We start from the raw sequence: 21108 nt of genomic DNA on the forward strand, positions 1-21108 counted from the left end.
TATAGTGTTATGATAATGATTGCCAGATACTTCTTTTGCCTGTTGGTATGGCAGGTGCTAGCTGTAGGAATGCTTGTTGCCCAGCCTAATGGTAAAATTGACCATTATTCAACGGAGGACGGTCTCTCACACGGTATTATTAACTGCATTTTTAAAGACAGCGAAGGATTTATGTGGTTCGGCACCTGGAACGGTATCAACCGCTTCGACGGCCAGCGCTTCGTTAGTTATAAATCAGCCCCCGGCGATCTGTCCAATTTAAAAAGCCACCGCATCGACCAGATCACAGAAGATGATTTTCTGCAATTATGGATTAAGGCGTACGATGGACAGGTATACCGCTTCAACAAACGCACGGAGAAACTGCTGCCCATTTCAAGTATCTTAAAACTGCCGCCCCGCAGCAAGTATGCATTCCGGCGAATTCTTTCCACCAGCAATGGCAGAATATGGATCGAAACCCTCAACGAAGGACTACTGCTCGTCACTGCACCGCAAGCTGACTCTTCCGGATATTACACGTACCAGGAAGGTATGTCTCCCGCATTCAGCTTACCCGGCAACCACATTCATTTCCTGAAAGAATTGAAGAATGGCATGATCTGGATAGGAACGCAGAAAGGATTGGTTTGTTTAAAGCGCGATGAAAAAGGAGTGTATAAGAATGTGACCAGTAAAACATTTCCTGCCAATGTAGCATTTACCACTATTGCTACGCTGGGAAAACAAGAGCAGCCTTACTTTGGTACCAGCGATGGCCAGGTATTTACTGTAAACCCTGATGCCACCATTACAAGATACCAGGTAAGTAAATCAGCCATTCATACAATCCTTTTCAATCAAACCAATACAAAGCTGTATGTCACTACCCTGGGTGGCGAACTGCTGGCTATGGATCTGGCAGGCCAGTCCCCCGCTGCCGCTGTCAGCCGATTGATCAATAACCCGCAGATACCGTTATCGTCCATGTATGAAGACAAGTCGGGTCATCTTTGGGTAGAACCGCAGAAAGAAGGCGTGATCAGGATCAACCCGGTTACCGGCAAAATGAAAGCTTATACGCAGAAGAACAATGCGACCTACAATTACTCAGGCGATCATTTCACCGTCTTTGAAGATAACGAAAACCGGGTTTGGGTGAATTTAAAAGGCGGCGGTTTTGGCTATTATGATTCGGTTACCGATAAGGTGGAATATTTTTATAACGAACCCAATTCCCCCGATAAACAGTTCTCCAACATCGTAAATTCATTATACTACGAACCGTCAGGCATCTTATGGCTGCGTACGATTGAGCGCGGCATAGAAAAAATAACCTTTCAACGAAATCCTTTTGAACAACGGCTGCTGATGAGCACCGCGGCATTCATCAGCGACAATGAAGTACGCGGATTGTGGGAAGACAGAAAAAAGCGGTTATGGATCGGCGCCAAAGGCGGCAATTTGTATGTACGCGAAAATGGCCGGGACCTGAACAACCTGTTTGTGAATATGCCGCCGCAGGGGTTAGGACTGGTGTATTCTATCATGCAGGACAGAAGAGGCGCTGTATGGCTGGGCACTAAAAAGCATGGCCTGTACAAAGCGGTTCCGCTCAATAAAGAAGAAACGAAGTATAAGCTCTACCATTTCATACACGATCCCAATGATCCTGCCAGCCTCAGCAACAACGAAATTTATGCGCTGCTGGAAGATAAGGCAGGACGCGTTTGGGTTGGCAGTTTTGAAAATGGACTGAGCCAGGCCATCAGCGAGGGCGATCGGGTGACCTTTGTTCATGACAAAAACGCCCTGCGAGACTATCCCGCGGCTATTTTCAGAAAGATCAGGCACATGGCCGTGGATAAAGATGATAATCTCTGGCTGGGTACTACTGACGGTTTGCTGATCATAAATACCAGCGATCCGCAGCGATTCACCTATGCCATGTATCAGAAAGTGCCCGGCGATGCCCATAGCCTGGGCAATAATGATATCCAGTATATTTATCGCGACTCGCGCAATACTATGTGGCTGGCCACGGCAGGTGGCGGTTTAAGCATGGCCTTAGGCAATAAGCCATTACAGCGTTTACAGTTCAAGGTATATACTACCGAGGACGGGTTGCCCAACGATTACCTGGTAAGCTGCCTCGAAGATGTGGACCATCATTTATGGATTGCCACGCAAACGGGTTTGTCGCGGTTCGATATGCAACGCAAGATCTTTCGTAATTATAACTCCTACGATGGCGTGCCCAATTATGCTTTTTCGGAAGCATCTGGATTCCGCAGGCAGGATGGGCGCCTGGTATTCGGGACCATCAAAGGCTACCTGACCTTTGACCCCGCCGCTATTGCCGATCACCCTATCCATGCAGAGATCGCATTAACGAATCTGCAAATAAACAATACCAATATAATACCGGGCGGCAAGGACAATATCCTCATTAATTCGGTGAACCATACGAAGGAACTTACGCTGAAGTATGATCAAAATATTATCAGCATCGATTATGTTGTGCTCGATTTCCGATCCAGCGACAAGCAATCCTATGCCTACCGGCTGCGGGGATTCGATACGGGCTGGCATTACAACCGCAGTGAACGCCGGGCCACCTACACCAACCTGCCGCCGGGCGATTATGTGTTCGAAGTGAAATGCACCAACCAGCAACTGTACAGCAATGTGCCCGTGAAAAGTATGCACATCACGATATTACCGCCCTGGTGGAAGACCTGGTGGGCCTATTTGATATATGTGCTGATAACTGCTATTATCATAGAGATCGTTCGGGGCGCAACACTCACCATGTTACGCCTGAGGCACCGGATTGCGGTTGAGAAAAAACTGGCAGAGCTGAAGCTGAACTTTTTCACGAATGTATCGCATGAACTACGTACACCGCTGACGCTTATCCTGAATCCGATTGAAGAGATCGGCAGGCAGGAAAACCTGAATGCGCAAAGCCGGCAGTATGTAGAAGTGGTGCGCAAAAATGCCAACCGCATGGCCCGTTTCGTGAACCAGCTGCTCGATCTGCGTAAGCTGCAAAGCGGTAAAGCCATCATCCACCCTTCCGGCGTGGAAGTAGTTTCATTTGTAAAAAGCATCGGTGAATATTTCCTGGAGCTGGCGCGCGAAAAAAAGATCGACTTCCAAATAGTAAGTGACACACCGGTGATCGATGCCTGGCTCGACCTGGATAAAGTAGAAACCGTTATTTATAACCTGGTGGCAAACGCTTTTAAGTTCACCCCCGAAGGAAAAGCCATCCGCATACACATTACGTTATTGTCGCAACAGAACAGGATACAAATAGCAGTGAAGGACCAGGGTAAGGGTGTTCCACCCCATTTGTTGAACAAGATCTTCGAATTGTTCTATGAAGAGCAGGTAACCGATGGCAAACCCGTAAAAGGTACTGGCATCGGGCTGGCGCTTTCCAAAGAAATGATCACACTGCATGGCGGACAAATTGCTGCCAGCAACAACGAAGACGGCGGCTTAACGGTGACGGTAACGCTGCCCATCGGTAAGGCGCCGGTGCAAAAAACGACAGAAGCGTTCCTCGCGCAGGCAGCCACCAGCGACATGCTGGCTGGTTATCAGGCGCCAGCGGTCAACGGCGAAGCTACGGCGGCTTCCGGTACCAATCAGCCCTTGTTGTTAGTAGTGGAAGACAATACCGATCTGCAGGCCTTTTTGAAAGCGCAGCTCTCTACCGGCTACCGGGTGGAAGTAGCCGGCAACGGCGAAGAAGGACTGGCGAAAGCGCTGGAACTGCAACCCGACCTTATCCTGAGCGATATCATGATGCCCAGGATGGACGGCATTCAATTGCTGGATAAAGTAAAGAACACCCTGGCCACCAGCCATATACCCGTAATTCTGCTCACCGCCAAAAGCGCCATAGAAAGCCAGATCGAAGGATTGACCTATGGCGCCGATTATTACATTACCAAACCGTTCCGCCACGATTTCCTGGTAGCAGCCATCCGCAACCTCATCAACCAGCGAAAGAAAGTGTTGAGCTCCCTGCTCGAAGGAAAGAAAACAGTACAACTGGAACCGGGCGAAGTGACCATCACTTCCCGCGATGAAATCTTCCTGCAACAGATCGTGGCCATTGTAGAAGAAAAGATGGCCGATGTAGATTTCAACATTGATACCGTTGCCGAGACCATCGCCATGGGCCGCACTACCTTCTACCGCAAATTCAAAGGACTTACCGGATTGGCGCCGGTGGAATTCGTTCGCGAAATGCGGTTGAAGCGCGCCAAACAATACCTCGATTCCGGTTATGGGAATATCTCAGAGGTCGCCTATTCTGTCGGTTTCAACAATGCGAAATACTTCAGTACGTGTTTTAAAGCGAAGTTTGAGGTTACGCCGAGTGAGTATATCAAACAATTGAAAGAAAAGCAGTAATAGCATTGCGTTGCAGGTTACAAGTTGCAGGTTACAGGAGTTACCGGTTACCAGTTACCAGTTACCGGGGCTCAGGTTCTTGCCGGTTAATTACAGGGGCTGTTTGCATTAAGGGCCCGGGAACCGGAAACCGGAAACTGGTAACTGCTCGCCACGTTCACAATCACCCATTTACAACTGCACAAGAAAGCTAGAGACCGCTTCACCAAAAAATAAACCTTTTCGGTCAATTCTCAAACCTGCCCCACAGCGCCATCCTGTATGTTTGGATCGAACAATCTAACTAACGATGAGAAAGCTTGTCATTCAAACACTGCTGTGTTTGCTCCTAACCCCTTCCGTATGGTCACAAACCCGGATGATCACCGGAAAAGTGCTTGGTACCAACCGCGAAGAACTGGTTGGCGCCTCCATACTTATCAAAGGCACCAAAATTTATTCCCTCACCGATTCCAAAGGACAGTTCAGGATCGGCATTCCAGCCGATGGCAAAACAACCCTTGTAGCCACCTATGTTGGTTACAAGAGCCTTGAGTATGTGGTCACCGATCAGAAAGATCTCGTGATCACCCTCACCCAGGAAGACAACAAATCGCTGGATGAAGTAGTAGTCGTGAACATCGGTTATGGAACCGTTTCCAAAAATGCCGTTACCGGCGCCGTGTCATCCGTAGGTGCCAAAGACCTGAAAGATTTCCCCGTAGCTACAGCCGCAGAAGCGCTGGCCGGAAAACTGGCGGGTGTTTCTGTAGTTACTTCTGAAGGAAAACCCGGCGCCGACATCACGATAAGAGTACGCGGCGGGGGTTCCATCACGCAGGACAACTCGCCGCTGTACATCGTGGATGGCATCCAGGTAGAAAATGCCCTGTCGGTCATTGCGCCCCAGGAAATTCAAAGCATAGATGTATTAAAAGACGTGGCGTCTACGGCGGTTTATGGCGCCCGTGGCGCTAATGGCGTGGTGCTTATTACCACAAAAAGCGGTAAGACCGGCCGCACGACCGCCTCGCTCAGCAGCTTTGCCGGTATCCGGAGCATCGTGAACAAACTGGAGGTAATGAAACCGTACGATTATGTCATGTACCAGTACCAGCTGTACAACAACAATACCGACCAGCAAACCAAAGACGCTTTTACCAAAGCATACGGCACCTTTGAAGACCTGGATATCTATAAGAATGTTCCCTTTGCCGACTGGCAGGAAAAAGTGTTTGGTAGAAATGCCTTCTCACATACAGAAAACCTGAATGTGAACGGCGGCACTAAAAATTCCAATTTCAACTTTACCCTGAATAATTACAAGGAAGACGGCATCATGTTGAATTCAGGCGCCAAACGAACCTTTGCCGCCTTCCGCTACGACCATACCGGTTCTGAAAAATTCCGTTTTGGCTTCAATGCGCGGTACAGCCGCCAGAAAGTATGGGGCGCCGGCACTTCCAGCACCGGTTCGCAAAGCAATAACAAACTCCGCAATTCCGTCCGGTACCGGCCTTTTGAAGGGCCCGGACTGGAATCATCCATCGATGAGTTTGATCCCGATTACGCCAACCTCACTAACCTTACCGGCCCTGTACTGGACGCCCATGCCGTAACAAAAAATGATTATAACAACCAGATCATCACCAGCGGTAATGCGCAATACACCATCATTCCCGGTTTGGTGGTAAGAACTGTTTTCGGTATCACGAATACCGAAAGACGCACCGATCAGTTCAGCAGCGCCATAACCGGCGTAGCCCGACAAAACGCCAATATGCCGGTCGTTGACCTGTCGACCAGTTCCACCCTCACCATCACCAACACCAATACCATTTCTTATGACTTCAAAATAAAAAACGATCACCGTTTTACGCTACTGGCCGGACAGGAAATAAACCAAAGCAATAGCCGCAATTTCGGTTCTCAGGTAAAATGGTTACCGGTTGATATTACCGCCGATGAAGCATTCGCCGGTATTCAGAAAGCACAACCGCCTACCGGCGCCGTGCAGGACCCACCCACCACATCAGAAGCAGCCACGCGTTTGTTCTCTTTGTTCGGAAGAGCTTCTTATAATTACCAGGATAAATATCTTGCCTCGTTCATTGTACGGCGCGATGGTTCCTCTTTGTTCGCACCACATAACAGGTATGCAGTATTCCCGTCGGCCCAGTTAGCATGGCGCATCAGCGATGAACCATTCTTTACCGCATTAAATGCAAACTGGCTAAATAGCTTGAAATTCAGGGCCAGTTATGGCGCGGGCGGCAATAACCGCATTGGCATAGATCTGTATAAAACATTATTTGCCGCCAGCAGCAATTTCGGTTACGCCGTTACCGAATCGGTTACACCCGGCTTTGCATCCAGTACGTTGGCCAATCCCAACATCAAATGGGAAACCACCATCAGCCGCAACCTCGGCCTCGATGTGGACCTGTTCAACAACCGGGTGAATGTAACCCTGGATTATTACAGCAACAATACCAAAGACCTGTTGTTAACGGCGCAGATCCCCACTACCTCAGGCTACAGCTCACAATTACAGAACATTGGCAAAACAAGCAACAAAGGCGTTGAATTGCAGATAGCCGCCAGGGTGATCAGCGCCAAAGATTTCAGCTATGGAATCAACTTCAATATTTCGCACAACAGGAACAGGATCGAAAGCCTGGGCCTCGATCAATATGGTAACCCGAAGAGCTCTTATACGGTAGCATCGGGTGGCATCAACGGCAATGATTTCCTGGCCGAAGTAGGCGGTTCCGTAGGTCAGTTCTACGGTTATGTAAGCGATGGCCGGTATGAGCTGAGCGATTTTGATATCGTGCACAACACATCCAACAATACCTACTCCTATACATTGAAACCCGGTGTTGCCAACGCAAAAGACATTGCGCTGGGCAACCGCGCGCCACAGCCGGGCGATATGAAACTGAAAAAACTGTCGGATGTAGGTGGCGACAATATCACCGAGTCAGACAGAACGATCCTCGGTAATGCCTTTCCCGTAGTGGCCGGCGGTTTCAACAACCAGTTAACCTGGAAAAATTTCGATGCAAGCGTATTTATGAACTTCTCGCTGGGCAATGAAACTTATAATGCCAACAAGACCGAGTTCACCGGGCAATACCTGTACAAAGACAACAACTCGCTCGAGGTGGTAAAAGACCGCTGGAAATGGTTCGACGAAAATGGGATGAAAATAACTGATCCTGCAAAGCTCGAGGCCATGAATGCCAACACCCATTTCTGGACACCACCCGGCGGGCAATACATTCTCACTTCCTATGCTATTGAAGACGGATCGTTCCTGCGCATCAGCAATGTCACCGTGGGTTATTCCATTCCACAACAGATCCTCAAACGTACGAAAGTGTTCTCCCGCTTCAGGGTGTATGCTACAGTGAATAACCTGCATACATTTACCCGGTATACGGGTTATGATCCCGAAGCCAATACACGGCGCAGTAACCCATTGACACCAGGTGTTGATTATGCGGCCTATCCCCGCAGCCGGTATATCCTCGCCGGTATCGATGTAAGTTTTTAACGATTAAAAGAAATCAGTATGACACGCTATAATAAAAAGAAAATGGCCGGCTTGTTTGCGATTATGGTAGCCCTGGTCAGTGTTAGTTCCTGTAAGAAGTATCTCGATATAGAAAACCCTTCGACTGTTTCGCAGGAAGCCGCTTTTAACAGTACATCTTACACCAATTCGGCCATCATTGGTGTGTACAATCAGATGTGCGGCGACAATGGCGCCACCAAGGAAGGAACCATCTGGGCTTTATCGGCCGATGATTTTAAAACTTCAGGCAGTTACAGTGCGCAGGATCGCAGAGGCGTAAGCATGTACGGCGCCAATAAAGAAAATGGCGAACTGTTGAATGGATTCAACCAGCTATATGCCGGAATTGAAAGAGCGAATATCTGTATCCACGGCATTCGCAAGTCGCCGCTGTTTGCCGAAGGATCATCCAGCAAGCAGCTCATGGATCAGTACCTCGGCGAAGCATTGGGTTTGAGGGCCTGGTTCTATTTCACGCTGGTGAAGAACTGGGGCAGTGTGGTGGCCCAGTGGGAACCATCCTCCGAGCAGACAATGCTGGACGTACCTGTAACACCGGGTACAGAGATCCTGGAGCATTTGCTTGACGATCTGAAAGAAGCAGCAACACTCGTTCCCTGGATCAAAGAAGCAGGTTATCCCAATACGCGCCTAACGAGAGGCGCTATCAAGGGACTGCGCGCCCGCATTGCGATGTTCCGCGGCGGGTATATGATGGACAAAGAATCCCATACCATGGTGCGCAGCAGCAACTATAAAGACTACCTGAAGATCGCTTACGATGAATGTAAGGAAATCATGGCCCGCCGTGACCAGCATGACCTGAATCCGGTTTATGAAAATATTTTTAAATCACTTCACAGTGCTACCCGCAATGACCCTACCAATGAGCTGATGTTTGAAGTGGGCGCCTATGGCGCCGGCGCCCGTACCGATACCAAGCTGGGCTATTACAATGGCATCCGCATCAACAGTTCCTCCCGCTTTGGCGGTGGCGGCGGCGGTCAAATGTGTATTGCTACTTATTTCTATGAGTTTGATCAGCTGGGCGACGTACGCCGGGATGTGACAATTGGTTCTTATGAGATCAATGACAGCAGCAAGAAGGTATTGAATACACTTAATAATATGACCGATGCCAAATTCAGAAGGTCTTGGACAAATATGGTAGGCACCACGCAAACGCTGGCAGTTAACTGGCCGGTGCTGCGTTTTGCAGATGTGTTGCTGATGTTTGCAGAAGCGGATAATGAATTGAATGGCGCACCCTCCGCAGAAGCACAGAACGCATTACTGCAGGTGAGGACCCGCGCATTCAGAGGCAATGAAGGCCGCATACCGGCGATACCTACTGATTATACAGGTTTCTTTGATGCTATTGTAAAAGAACGGTTGCTGGAGTTTGGAGGCGAAGCGATTCGCAAATACGACCTCATTCGCTGGAATTTGATGGACGCCAAGTTCAGGGAAACAAGGGTGAAGCTGCGGCAGCTGATGAATGGCGAAGGCCCTTATGCCAATGTACCCAAATATGTTTATGTGAAGCCGGCTGTCTACAATGTAATTGAATCGCAGCAGGAATTTACCACGCTCGACACCTATGGTGGCAATCCGAATGCCGTTTTGTTTCAACCCGGTTTGGGCACATCTGCTCCCCCGCCTGGAGGATGGACCACGAAGAACTGGCGCGCTTCCATAAACGAAGAATATATTACCGGCAAAAGCAGCGGCTTTGCTACCTACTTTGAGCCGAACAAAAGCGAAGTATTTCCCTTTCATCAGACCATTCTGCTGCAGAATACGAACATCGTACAAAACTTTGGCTACTAAACTTTACAATATGAACCGTATAACTATAAATATATTATCATGGCTGCTGATCATGGCAGCTGTTCATTCCATATCCTGCAAGAAGAACGATTACAATGATGGACTGGAAACACCGCGGCTGTTCAAACCCCAGGGCGTTTCTGTAAAGACAGCCGACACCACGGCTACGGTCAGCTGGACAGCACCGCTCTTAGCGAAGGGACTGCCCCTCTCCTACACCGCCGAGTTCTCGCAGGATTCAACCTTTGCTACTTCGGAATTTTCTGTATCCACCGATACGACCGTCATTGTTGTTACGGCGGAGAAAATACAATTACGCACAAAATATTTCGTCCGCGTAAAGGCCGACGCTTATGAACATCAGCCGGAATCGAAATGGGAAAGAAGCAGTTCTTTTTCTATTACCGGAGAACAATGGTTCCACCCGATTCGCGATGTAGAGCTGACCGAAAATGCAGTTACCCTACGGTGGAAACCCAATCCTGAATTCACGACGCTGTGGGTTGGCTTGAACAAGGGAACACCAGTTAAATACACGCTTACACCGGCTGAGCTCAGCAGTGGTGTTAAACAAATAACCGGGTTACTGGCTGATACTACCTACCTGGCCGAGATCTGGCAGGGCGCCAAAAGCAAAGGCTTCCTGGTGTTGAGAACCTTGTCCCCAACCGTGTATACCACTATATTGAATCCGGGTGATGACCTGGCAGCAGCGATCACCGCAGCAGCAGACAAAGCAGTGATTGGTTTGAACCCCGGCATCTATAGCGCCAACGGCAGCAATTTCAACCTGGTGCAAAAAACGGTTACCCTTAAATCGCTTTCAAACAATCCGGCCGACACGAAAATAGCATTCAAAGAATTCACCTTACGCGGAAATGGCGCTGGCATTAACCTCGAGGGGATCGAATTGGATGGAACGGCTGCCAATGCAGGATATTTCATTAATCTCACCGGCGTTTCAGCAGATGCAGAAAAATGTGCTTATACACAGGTGACCATCAGCAATTGTGTTGTGCATGCAGCCACGACCAGTTTCCTGCGGGCGAATCGCGGTTCAGCAGCAGGAGATTATTCCATGAACCAGATCATCATCAGGAACACGCTGGTGTATGATATTGGATCAGCGCTTAACTATACCTGTTTTCACCTCGACAAGCTGGCATTTAATACCATGCATGTGAGCAAATCAACTTTTTACAATATCGGGCGGCAGTTGTTAACGGCGTCTACTGTATTGACAACGGCGCCTGCCATTACATTTGACTATTGCACATTGAATAATTTTGGCGCCGGAGGAACACAATATGCGGTTATAAATGCCGGCAGCAATCCGGTAAAGTTTAATATCACCAATAGTATTGTGGCCAATATACCACGGCCCGGCGGTACGGTTAGAAATGAGGCCATGAATGCCACCGCAGCAGGAACGGCTATTGTCTTCAGCAATAACAATACGTTCAACTGGACGAACGGGGCAGCAACACCCGCACCATTGACATTCCCAACAACGAACATAACCATGGTGGGCAACAATGCCGTCGACCTGGGTTGGACGAACACCACCACCGATTTCACATTACCAGCCAATTCGGTATTACGCACGGTAAGCAGTGCCGGCGGGGCCATTGGCGATCCAAGATGGACATATTAAATCAGCCAATAAACGCAGTTATTACCAATGAAACTGAATCAGACATTATTACTGGCGGTATTCACCAGTGCGACAATTATCGCCCAGGCCCAAACGGCGCCGTACTCCTGGGCGAATTTGCCCAGGGTACAGGTGCCTGTTTTTAAGAAAGACACTTTTAATATCGCCCGCTTTGGAGCAAAGCCCGATGGCATTACGCTGAATACGGAAGCCATCAACAAAACCATTACTACCTGCAGCAAACAAGGCGGCGGTGTGGTATACATACCACAAGGCATTTGGCTGACCGGCCCAATTGAATTACAAAGCAACGTGAACCTGCACGTGAGCAGATCAGCCTTATTGCAATTCACGGGCGACAAGAGCCAGTACAAATTGGTGGAGACCAATTTCGAAGGAAAGAAAACAGTTCGCAACCAACCGCCGATCTCCGGCCGGGATCTGGAAAATATAGCTATTACCGGCGAAGGCGTCATTGACGGGAATGGCGATGTATGGCGGATGGTGAAGAAAGACAAGCTGACGGAAAACGAATGGAAGAAACTGGTAGCATCGGGTGGTGTACTGAGCGCCGATGGCAGAAGCTGGTACCCATCAGAAGGTTACCGCCAGGGCGAACAAAACCGCGGAAGTGTAACCGGCAAAACGATAGCCGACTATGAGCCGATCAAAGACGTGTTGCGCCCGAATATGGTGGTGTTGATGAATTGCCGCAAAGTATTGCTGCAGGGAACCACCTTCCAGAATTCACCCTGTTGGTGTTTGCATCCCATCTATTGCGAAAACCTGACGGTTGACGGCATCAGGGTGCGCAATCCATCCTATGCACAAAACGGCGACGGACTGGATATCGAGTCCTGCTCCTATGTAGAAGTAAAGAACAGTACCTTCGATTGCGGCGACGACGGTATTTGCGTTAAAAGCGGCAAGGATGAAGAAGGCCGTAAAGTGGGCAAGGCATCGCGATACATGATCATCCGTAACAATGTGGTCTACCGCGGACATGGCGGCTTTGTGATCGGCAGTGAGATGAGTGGCGGCGCGCATGATATTTTTGTAAGCGATTGTACCTTCATAGGCACGGATATCGGACTGCGCTTCAAGACCCAGCGCGGCCGCGGGGGAGTTGTTGAGAATATTCATATAAAGAACATCAACATGCGCAACATTCAGCATGATGCCATTTCGTTCGACATGTATTATTTCACCAAAGCGCCGAGCCTGGCACAAACCAATGGCAAGGTCGACATTCCAGCCGTAAACGAAGGTACGCCCCAATTCCGCAAGTTCTACATCAACAATATCGTTTGTGAAGGCGCCGACCGGGCGATGCTGATCCGGGGACTGCCCGAGATGAGCATCAGGGATATTCATTTGAGTGATGTGGTGATCAAGAGCCGCCGCGGGCCTGACGTGATCGAGGCGCAGGATGTGAGTCTGGCCAATGTGGCATTACAATGTGAGGCTTCGAGTCCGCTGATCAATATTGAGAACAGCAGGGATCTTTCGTTCAGGAAGGTGACTGCATTAACAACGCCGAAGCAGTTTTACAGCATCAATGGCGATCGATCCAAAGGGATCCAGGTGGATGCAGAGGTTGAAAAAAATGTGATCTTTAATTATGGGGCGGAGAAGGGAGCTGTGCGTTCGGGGAAATAGAAATCGTAAAATAAAAATAAAAACAAACCCGCTGTTCAGGCAGCGGGTTTTGTATTTAGGGGAGCCAAGGCAATGAGCTTCCCTATTTCGTAAACAGTGAGCTTTGGATTTGACCGGTCTTGCTATCGATCAGCTTTACGGCAAATGCGCCTTTAGGCAGGCTGCTGATATTCAGCTTTACCTGGCTGTTGGCGTCGTTCAGCTGTTGCTTTTTTAGTACAACGCCGGCCATATTAACGATCTGCAGTTCTTTATCGAGAAAATTAAAACCCGGCAATTTCAGGTACACATAATCCTGTGCAGGGTTTGGAAAAACGGAGAGGCTGCCGGTGGCCGACTGGTTGTTTTTAATAGTAACAACTTTGGAAAAAGATTCTTTCTTATCTCTTTCAACCGCTTTCACGCGATAATGGCATACATTCCCTTTTTTGTCGTTATCGGTGAACTGGTATTTCAGGGCGGCAGTTGTCGCATCGGTCTTATACGGAATTGTCGCGATGGAATTGAAGTTTTTGCCGTCGGTGCTTTTCTGGAGCTCGAAATGATTGACCGTTTCGTTATTCGTTTCCCACTCAACTACATTGCCGTCGGAAGCTGCATAGGCTCTAGTAGAGACTATTTCCAGGGGAAGTACAGCGAGTACGTTCTCGGTAATACCGGCATCAGGGGCGCCGCTGAAAGGAACGGATTTACCGAAAAAGTCTCTATCGATCCCGGTGTATTGACCGTAATTCACGGCTACTGACCAGGGCTGCAGATCATAATTCCAGGACAGCGGATCGTAAGCGCTTATGTCAGTAAACGGCGATACGCTGGCAGCGAGCATTTTTTCGGTACCATCCATATTGAATCCCAGGCCACCGCCGTTCAGGTGGAACAGGTTGTTCTGGTGCACCAACTGTGGACCATTAAAAGGCTGCCAATGCGGATCAGTAATATTTTGGCCAGAGGTGATCCAGAAAATATTGTTCTTCATGGTAAGCACATTCGCAACGGTGGGCGTGTTCATAATGCCGATGAGATTTCGCACATCAGCAATGCGCGGCGCATGCGTTTCAACGATGTTGTTGTTGAGGAACTGGAGGTTGCGAACGTCGAGGCTATAGATGCTGCTGGAGTTGATCCAGAAGGTGTGGCCATTATTTACGAGCAGGTTATAGGCAACCAGGTTATTCAACGCCTGACCACCTGAACCGCTGCCAAACTCCATGAAACCGAGGTTTTCGCTGCAGGTGTTATACAGGATCCTGTTATTACAAACGGGCCCATACATTTCAACGGCGCCGCCATCGATCTTATAATCGTAACTGTTCGCCCAGCAGTCGTGGATCTGGTTATAGGTAATGTTATTATGGGAGCCGCCGACCATGATGCCCATGGCACCGAAGTCGTCCCAGGGATCATAAGTTGTATTGATGATCATGCGCAGATTGCGGATATCGCAATGGGAAACGGTGTTATAGCTGCCGCCGTCGATACATACGCCCGAGCCGAGCCGCGCCACCTTTATATTCTTAACAATGTTATGAGAGCCTTTATAGATGTACACTCCGTAGCCCACATTAGCGGAGGAGTAACGATCATAGTCACGGATGGTGTAGTCGGTAAGTTCGAAGCCATCGACAACGATGTAATTACATTGGTTGAGGCGGATCATGACGCGGTTGTAGATCATGGGATCGGTAAAGTGCCCGGGATTGTATTTAAATACCGGCGCCTTTCCTTCGCCGTAAGGCATAAGAACGATAGGTGCACCTTCCCGGCCACTGCTATTAATGGATAAGGTACCCATGTATTCGTGACCGCTTTTGAAGAAGATAGAATCACCCGGCTGAAAATAACCAACGGTTTGTGGGATATCCCAGATAGACTTCCACGGGTCATGCCAGGTTCCCTGGTTGGATCCCCAGGAAGAGGGGTCTACGAAATAGGCTTTGCCGGACACGGAAAAAGAGGCTGCAATAAGTAGCAGCATGAGGGTAAATCTCAAGTTTTTCATAGAGTATTGAATGGGTAAAATCAGGCGCTTAATTGCGTACTTACAACAACGTAAAACTATGCCATTCGCGTGATGGTGGAAGTTAACAAACGTACGAATACATAAATGTACTTAGAGGTGGGTGATGGGAATGTTTAGGGGTCAAACAGACTGTGAGTGAAGACCGGTCACAGAATAAAAACGACAAAACCGCCAATAGCGGTCTTGTTTATTAATGAAAGGCAGTAAACCTCTCCCTATTTTATAAATGTAGTGCTTTGCGACTGACCGGTTTTAGTGTCAATCAGCTTTACGGCAAAAGTACCGCTGGGCAACATGCCAACGTTCAGCTTTACCTGGCCGCCCGCATCGTTTAATCTTTGCTTTTGGAGTACTGCGCCGGCCATATTAACGAGTAATACCTCTTTGTTTAGGAAGTTATTACCCGGCAATTTCAGGAAGATATAATCCTGTGCCGGGTTGGGCGAAACGGTGAGGGCGCCCGTCTGTTCACGGCTATCAATAATAACCGAACCTGCTGAAGCGATGGATACGCGGGCGGGTGTGACGTTTGAATGGCTCTCGGAAATACCCGCATCAGGAACACCGCTGTGAGGCACCGGCTTACCCCAGAAGTCTTTTTCGATTCCGGTCCATTGTCCCCAGTTGACGGCAGCAGCAGTTGGCCGCAGATCATAGTTCCAGGTAAGCGGATCGGATGAATAACTATTTGCGAACACTTCTACATCGTTGGGAAGTTTTTGTTCCGAATAATCCGGATCGTATCCAAGACTCCCGCCATTCAGATGAAAGATATTGCTCTGATGGATCAACTGCGGACCGTTAAATGGTTTCGTCCTAGGATCAGTGATATTGGAAGAAGTGTTGATCCAAAAAATATTATTCTTCATGGTAAGCACATTCGCTACCCATGGCGTAGACATAATACCAATGAGGTTCTGGACATCAGGCAGCCGCGGCGCTTTTGTTTCAACAACATTATTATTGACAAATTGAAGGTTCCGAACGTCCTGGTGAAAGACGCTGCTGGAGTTGATCCAGAATACATGCCCGTTGTTTACGAGCAGGTTATAACCAACCAGGTTATTGAACGCATGAGCACCCCAACCGCTGCCGAATTCCATAAAGCCGATATTGTCGCTGGCGGTGTTGTACAATATTTTGTTGTTGGAAACCTCACCGAACATCTCAATAGCGCCACCATCGAGCTTATAATCGTAGCTATTGCTCCAACAATCGTGAATTTGATTGTGTGTGATGCTGTTGTTAGACCCGCCCACCACGATGCCCACAGCGCCGAAATCGTCCCACATCTGATAGGATGTATTGATGATCATGCGCAGGTTACGGATGGAGCAATTGGTGACGGTATTGAAACTGCCGCCATCGATATTAACGCCTGCACCTAATCGCGAGATGGTGCAATTTTTAATGACATTATGAGAGCCGCCATTACCGGGACCTTTATAAATGTAGATACCATAGCCCACGTTGGCGGAGGTGTAACGATCATAATCGCGGATGGAATGGTCAGTAAGTTCAAACCCATCAATAACGATGTAATTGCATTGGTTCAGTCTGATAAATACGCGGTTCTGGACCAATGGTTCGGTAAAGTCCCAGGGGCTGTACTTAAAGAGGGGAGCAGCGCCCTCACCATAGGGCATGAACGTAATGGGAGCACCTTCCCTGCCACTACTGTTAATTGACAAGGTACCCCAGTATTGTTGACCTCGCCGGAAGTAAACGACATCGCCCGGTTGAAAATAATTAACAGACCACGGAATGTCGCGAATGTTGTGCCAGGGATCGTTGTAAGTGCCCAGGTTTTTACCGGTGGATGAAGGATCAACATAGTAGTCAGTCGCATAACTAAACAATGATGTTGCAACAAACAACAGAACAAAAAAAGTGGAGATTGTGCGTTTCATAGTTTCTTCAAAAAGTAGTTAGGTCGAAGGGACACGCAAAACCGTGCCAGTCAGCGCGTAATGAGTTTACGAAATTGGGAAATATGGGGGTGGTTGGGGAAACGTTGGGCTGGTATTTTATTTAACCTACTGTGGCAACATCAAAACAGGATAATTGATTCCAATTAATTTGATTTTACGGTAGTTAATAACTCGCTGTCAAAGATGGCAGCCGGGGAGATAACAGTTTCGTTCGTTGGAATTTTATTACCGTACCGTTGTTTCATTATCTTTTTAACGACATCGCTTTTCAGGTCAAAGTTGCTAAGCTTTTGCAGCTTGCCAACTTCCAGGCCGCCAGCCCGCTTATATACTTTCCAAATTAATTCCGAACAATATATCTTTTCATCGGACCATTCAAAGGTGAGGTCATGGCTTTTACCATTAAATTGAGTGCAGACTTGTTTCATTTTTGCCAATACCGGACCCGTTAAAAGCTGGTCAGCATTTTTCAGCCGCTTAATTACGTATTTACCGTCTTGTCCACGGGCGATCCATTTATTAAGAGGTGTTCGTTTAACAGGCTGGACCGCTTCAAAAACATAATAGCTGTTACCTTCTTTGAAGATCAGCCCGCAATGGGAGTATTTAGATCTTGTGGCTAATTGAATAGCTTTGCTTTGTTGAGATAGCGAGGTTTGGAAGATAATGTCGCCGGTTTTTAATTCCTGATTTTGCGCGTCACATTTTAGTTCAATCGTTTTATTCTCAAGTTTTCCAATAGGCTTACCAGGCTTTTGTTTAGCATAAAGTACACTTATTATAATAAGGGCTGATAGCCCACCAATAACTAAGCCCTTTTTCATTAAATAAGATTTTAATTCATAGGTGATTGCATGCATTTCAAACGATTGAGATGGATTTTGACATTATAGTGATCGCTTACCTGGAAGGTCATTTGCAGCTATAGCGTTAGAGAAAATATTTAGCATGCCAAATGAATGAAAGTAACGAAGTTGGTAAGACCGGTTAAGCATAAGGGTTCTATATCGATATAGATTCGGTTTTGAATCGCAGTTTACTGGCCAGGAACCTTACATCCACTGTTTCAAGCTCGTCTCAGCCCCTGCGTTGTAATGGGATCAACGCAAAAGGCGTAATATCTACATAAAGCAATTTATCAGCCATGACATTCCAGTTTTCCCAGGCCGCCTCCTCACCTCGCGGCATACTGATCAAAATTCTTTTCCTATACTTCTTCCGGTTTTCTCCCCGTTTCTCCTGGGAAAAGCAGAAAATTCCGGGAAAATTGCGGGTGCCAATTTGAGAAAAGTGGTGGATTTCTTCGCAACTTCTCTTAGACTTCTCTTAGAATGCTCTTAGGCTTCTTCGCAAATTTGCGAAGAACTTGCGAAGAATTTGCGAAGAAGGCTAAGCTCTGCCTTTGCTGAGGGTAAAAGCAGACCCGGAGAAATGTCAAAAAGGAGCAGCACTGTATGAATCAACCGTTAAGACATGCCCCGGTGGAGGTCACTGTAGTATTGAATTTTCATTCATGCATGATATTACTGGTTGCAATGTTCTCTGTCATGCTGTTTCAATCAGCTGTCGCGCCTGCATGAGCAGGGCACGTCGTGCCTCGCGGTCATTTTCCGTCTTCAGCCGCTTGTAAATATCAATGTACTGTTCGCAGCGGTTTCTGAAATCCACTGTCTCAATAAGATCGTTCAACCAAACGCTAAAAGCGGCCAATTCCGGCTGTTTGGCTGAATACGTCAATTGGTCAGCAAATTCCGGTATATCTACATTTGAACCTTCCCATTTGTCAATCGGTATAATCGGCCTGTCGAAGTATTTATTAAACAGGTAAGCATTGGCACAAAATGTTTCAAATGCCTTCCTGGCGGCTTCCTTCGTCTTGCCACATTGAAAAAGAATGATGGTCCAGTCAAACAAAAAGTCAGGAAAGCCGCCGTCGTCTGGGAAATTCTTGTTGAACCAACGGAGATAGGTAAGTCCGCCCTGATAGTCATGAAGCTGCATAAAGTACCTGACCGGCACATAGCGAAGTCCACGGCTGTCATCATAGCCGCCAAATTTGCGTTTTTCGGCTGCAAGCGTTCTCCTGATGTTGGAGATCTTTTTCCTAAGTCTCTCCTCTTGTTTTGGTGTCACGAAATCGGTTTATAATTTTATGCCATTTAATCTCAGCATACAACCAGAGCTAAGTAATAATATAAAGATAATCACAACAGTCACAGCGGCGGCATTCATTACCATTGTTAACTATAAACGACTATCCCTTTTTCCCGGCCAACTCCTTCCTGATCCTGCTTAATGATTGCGGCGTTATTCTCAGGTAAGAGGCAATATATTGCTGCGGCACCTGCGACGCCAGCTCAGGATATCGTTTTAGAAACTCCAGATACTTTGTTCTTGAATCGCCAAAGTTCAAAAAATCATTGTCCCTGATCTTATTCAGCAAATGGGCTTCCGTTATACTTTTCAAAAAAATATACAAATTAGGGATCTCTTCTGTTAGCCTGTCAAGTACTGCTTTTTGAATGGTATAAATGTCTGATGGCACTACTGCCTGTATCGCATTCCGGCCGGGTGTTGCGGTATAATAACTTTCCAGATCCACCACGAACTGATTCTCCCTGATAAAATATTTGGTTACCTCGTTCCCGTTGGGGTCGGCTCCATATGTCCTTAGTATACCGCTTTCCACAAAGGCGACTTCCCTCGCAATGCTGTGCATTGAATGGATATGCGCTGCCGCCTTCAGCCTCTTATTTTTAAAATGTGATAAAACATAAGCTATGTCTTCTTTGGAGAGTATACCGCCAAACCCCAGTGCCTGTTGTAATTTTTCCATTATTTCACTATTCCTGTTTCAAAGATAGTTTTTGCACAGGAAATAACGGCTTCCCTTACCGGCAATGGCTTCCAGCCAAGTTCCCTAACTGCTTTTGTATTGTCTATTTTCCTTTTCACCCCAACATCCACGAGGATAGGTTTCAATGAGGCATCAAAATAAGAAAACAAACGAACCATAAAATCCGGTAATTGGGCGGAAGGGATCTTCCTGCCGGGATACTGTTCTTTCAGGATCATCGCCACCTCCTTAAACGTCAAATATCCTGCTGATGCTATGTATCGCTTATTGGCGGCTTCTTTCATTTCCATTGCTTTGATCAACAGATCGGCAACAGAACGCACATCTACGATATCGAACCCGATCCTGGGTATTGCCGGCGAACTGCCGTCCAGCATTTTGATAACTATATTGGCTGAAGTGCCAAAATCTTCCTCCAGTACAGGTCCTAATATTGCTCCAGGCAAAACGGTTGTCAATTCCAAACCCGACCGGTCATTGCCGTGAAATTTCCAGGCAGCTTTTTCGGCTATGGTCTTGCTTTTGAAATAGGGCGTACTGTCCTTCAGGTTGGATTCATCCGTCCAGTCACTTTCATTAAAAACCCTGGTCAAAAGCTCCTTTTTTGTTTTTCCATAAACAATCGCCGCCACGGAAGATGTGATCACCACTCTTTTTACGTTGTTTGCCGATGCCGCCGTCAAAATATTCAGCGCGCCTTCTTTTGCCGGTACAATAAGGTCGTTTTCATGCCTGGGCATTTCCCTAGGGAATGGCGATGCAATGTGCTGTACATAATCAATATCCCTGGTGAGGTCATACCACACTTCCTTTTCATTTAGATCAGCCTCTACTATGGTCAACGCATCTATATATTTGGTATGTTTCCCAATAATGGTTCTGATGGTGTCTGCTTTTCGTTTGTCACGTAAAGTTCCAATCACCTGATAGCCTCTTTCCAATAGTTGAATGGTTGTATGGGATCCCAGGAATCCCGTTACGCCTGTTAACAGTACTTTTTTGCGGTTCATTGCTTTTTTGACGCAAATGTCCCGTTCCGGAACTGGCTGGCAATTACCATTTGGTAAGAAATGGCGGGAGAACTGCTTTCCGGCTTGTTCTTTTAATTTTTTGGCTTGAAAGAATACTAAAAGACTATGCTTATTCGTCTAAAGCTTATATATTTACGACCCAATAACAATCCAAGCC

At 47.5% G+C, this 21108-nt stretch carries 11 protein-coding genes; 5 read left to right on the forward strand and 6 right to left on the reverse strand.

Annotation, left to right across the window (positions count from 1 at the left end; translation table 11 throughout):
- Positions 1-15 precede the first annotated feature (15 nt).
- From JUB15_RS20740 to JUB15_RS20760, 5 genes are all read left to right on the forward strand, one after another.
- Entirely contained in the window at positions 16-4410 is a 4395-nt protein-coding gene (locus tag JUB15_RS20740; protein ID WP_207514565.1) for a hybrid sensor histidine kinase/response regulator transcription factor, read from the forward strand.
- 289 nt (positions 4411-4699) lie between these two features.
- Positions 4700-7948: a SusC/RagA family TonB-linked outer membrane protein gene (locus JUB15_RS20745; protein WP_207514566.1), complete on the forward strand. Its 3249-nt coding sequence runs from the start codon at positions 4700-4702 to the stop codon at positions 7946-7948.
- A gap of 18 nt (positions 7949-7966) precedes the next feature.
- On the forward strand, positions 7967-9799 hold the full coding sequence (locus JUB15_RS20750) for a RagB/SusD family nutrient uptake outer membrane protein (RefSeq protein WP_242696448.1): 1833 nt from the start codon (positions 7967-7969) through the stop codon (positions 9797-9799).
- Positions 9800-9809: 10 nt separating this feature from the next.
- The gene (locus tag JUB15_RS20755; protein ID WP_207514567.1) at positions 9810-11453 is read left to right on the forward strand and encodes a DUF4957 domain-containing protein; all 1644 of its coding nucleotides are present in this window, start codon (positions 9810-9812) and stop codon (positions 11451-11453) included.
- 27 nt (positions 11454-11480) lie between these two features.
- Positions 11481-13112, forward strand: a complete 1632-nt coding sequence (locus JUB15_RS20760) for a glycoside hydrolase family 28 protein (RefSeq protein ID WP_242696449.1) — start codon at positions 11481-11483, stop codon at positions 13110-13112.
- 82 nt (positions 13113-13194) lie between these two features.
- Here JUB15_RS20760 and JUB15_RS20765 read toward each other — a convergent pair whose 3' ends face one another.
- The 6 genes from JUB15_RS20765 to JUB15_RS20790 form a co-directional block, all read right to left on the reverse strand.
- A complete protein-coding gene (locus JUB15_RS20765) occupies positions 13195-15111 on the reverse strand; it encodes a T9SS type A sorting domain-containing protein (RefSeq protein WP_207514568.1) in 1917 nt (638 codons plus the stop codon).
- A gap of 236 nt (positions 15112-15347) precedes the next feature.
- Positions 15348-17042 carry a T9SS type A sorting domain-containing protein gene (locus JUB15_RS20770; protein WP_207514569.1) on the reverse strand — a complete coding sequence of 565 codons (1695 nt, stop codon included), beginning with the start codon at positions 17040-17042 and terminating at the stop codon, positions 15348-15350.
- Positions 17043-17206: 164 nt separating this feature from the next.
- Positions 17207-17923, reverse strand: a complete 717-nt coding sequence (locus JUB15_RS20775; protein ID WP_207514570.1) for a YiiX family permuted papain-like enzyme — start codon at positions 17921-17923, stop codon at positions 17207-17209.
- 685 nt (positions 17924-18608) lie between these two features.
- Positions 18609-19196: a hypothetical protein gene (locus JUB15_RS20780; protein ID WP_207514571.1), complete on the reverse strand. Its 588-nt coding sequence runs from the start codon at positions 19194-19196 to the stop codon at positions 18609-18611.
- Between the two features lie 121 nt (positions 19197-19317).
- Positions 19318-19899, reverse strand: a complete 582-nt coding sequence (locus JUB15_RS20785; RefSeq protein ID WP_207514572.1) for a Crp/Fnr family transcriptional regulator — start codon at positions 19897-19899, stop codon at positions 19318-19320.
- Positions 19899-20930 (reverse strand): SDR family oxidoreductase, encoded by a 1032-nt coding sequence (locus JUB15_RS20790; protein ID WP_207514573.1) that lies wholly within the window; start codon positions 20928-20930, stop codon positions 19899-19901. Before JUB15_RS20790 ends, JUB15_RS20785 begins: the two co-directional genes overlap by 1 nt.
- Positions 20931-21108 lie beyond the last annotated feature (178 nt).

This window comes from Longitalea luteola (assembly GCF_017356035.1).
GTDB lineage: Bacteria > Bacteroidota > Bacteroidia > Chitinophagales > Chitinophagaceae > Niastella > Niastella luteola.

Excerpts from the sequence above, each read along its gene's own strand:
- JUB15_RS20740 (WP_207514565.1), top strand. The coding sequence starts at position 16 with ATGATTGCCAGATACTTCTTTTGCCTGTTGGTATGGCAGGTGCTAGCT.
- JUB15_RS20745 (WP_207514566.1), top strand. The coding sequence starts at position 4,700 with ATGAGAAAGCTTGTCATTCAAACACTGCTGTGTTTGCTCCTAACCCCT.
- JUB15_RS20750 (WP_242696448.1), top strand. The coding sequence starts at position 7,967 with ATGACACGCTATAATAAAAAGAAAATGGCCGGCTTGTTTGCGATTATG.
- JUB15_RS20755 (WP_207514567.1), top strand. The coding sequence starts at position 9,810 with ATGAACCGTATAACTATAAATATATTATCATGGCTGCTGATCATGGCA.
- JUB15_RS20760 (WP_242696449.1), top strand. The coding sequence starts at position 11,481 with ATGAAACTGAATCAGACATTATTACTGGCGGTATTCACCAGTGCGACA.
- JUB15_RS20765 (WP_207514568.1), bottom strand. The coding sequence starts at position 15,111 with ATGAAAAACTTGAGATTTACCCTCATGCTGCTACTTATTGCAGCCTCT.
- JUB15_RS20770 (WP_207514569.1), bottom strand. The coding sequence starts at position 17,042 with ATGAAACGCACAATCTCCACTTTTTTTGTTCTGTTGTTTGTTGCAACA.
- JUB15_RS20775 (WP_207514570.1), bottom strand. The coding sequence starts at position 17,923 with ATGCATGCAATCACCTATGAATTAAAATCTTATTTAATGAAAAAGGGC.
- JUB15_RS20785 (WP_207514572.1), bottom strand. The coding sequence starts at position 19,899 with ATGGAAAAATTACAACAGGCACTGGGGTTTGGCGGTATACTCTCCAAA.
- JUB15_RS20790 (WP_207514573.1), bottom strand. The coding sequence starts at position 20,930 with ATGAACCGCAAAAAAGTACTGTTAACAGGCGTAACGGGATTCCTGGGA.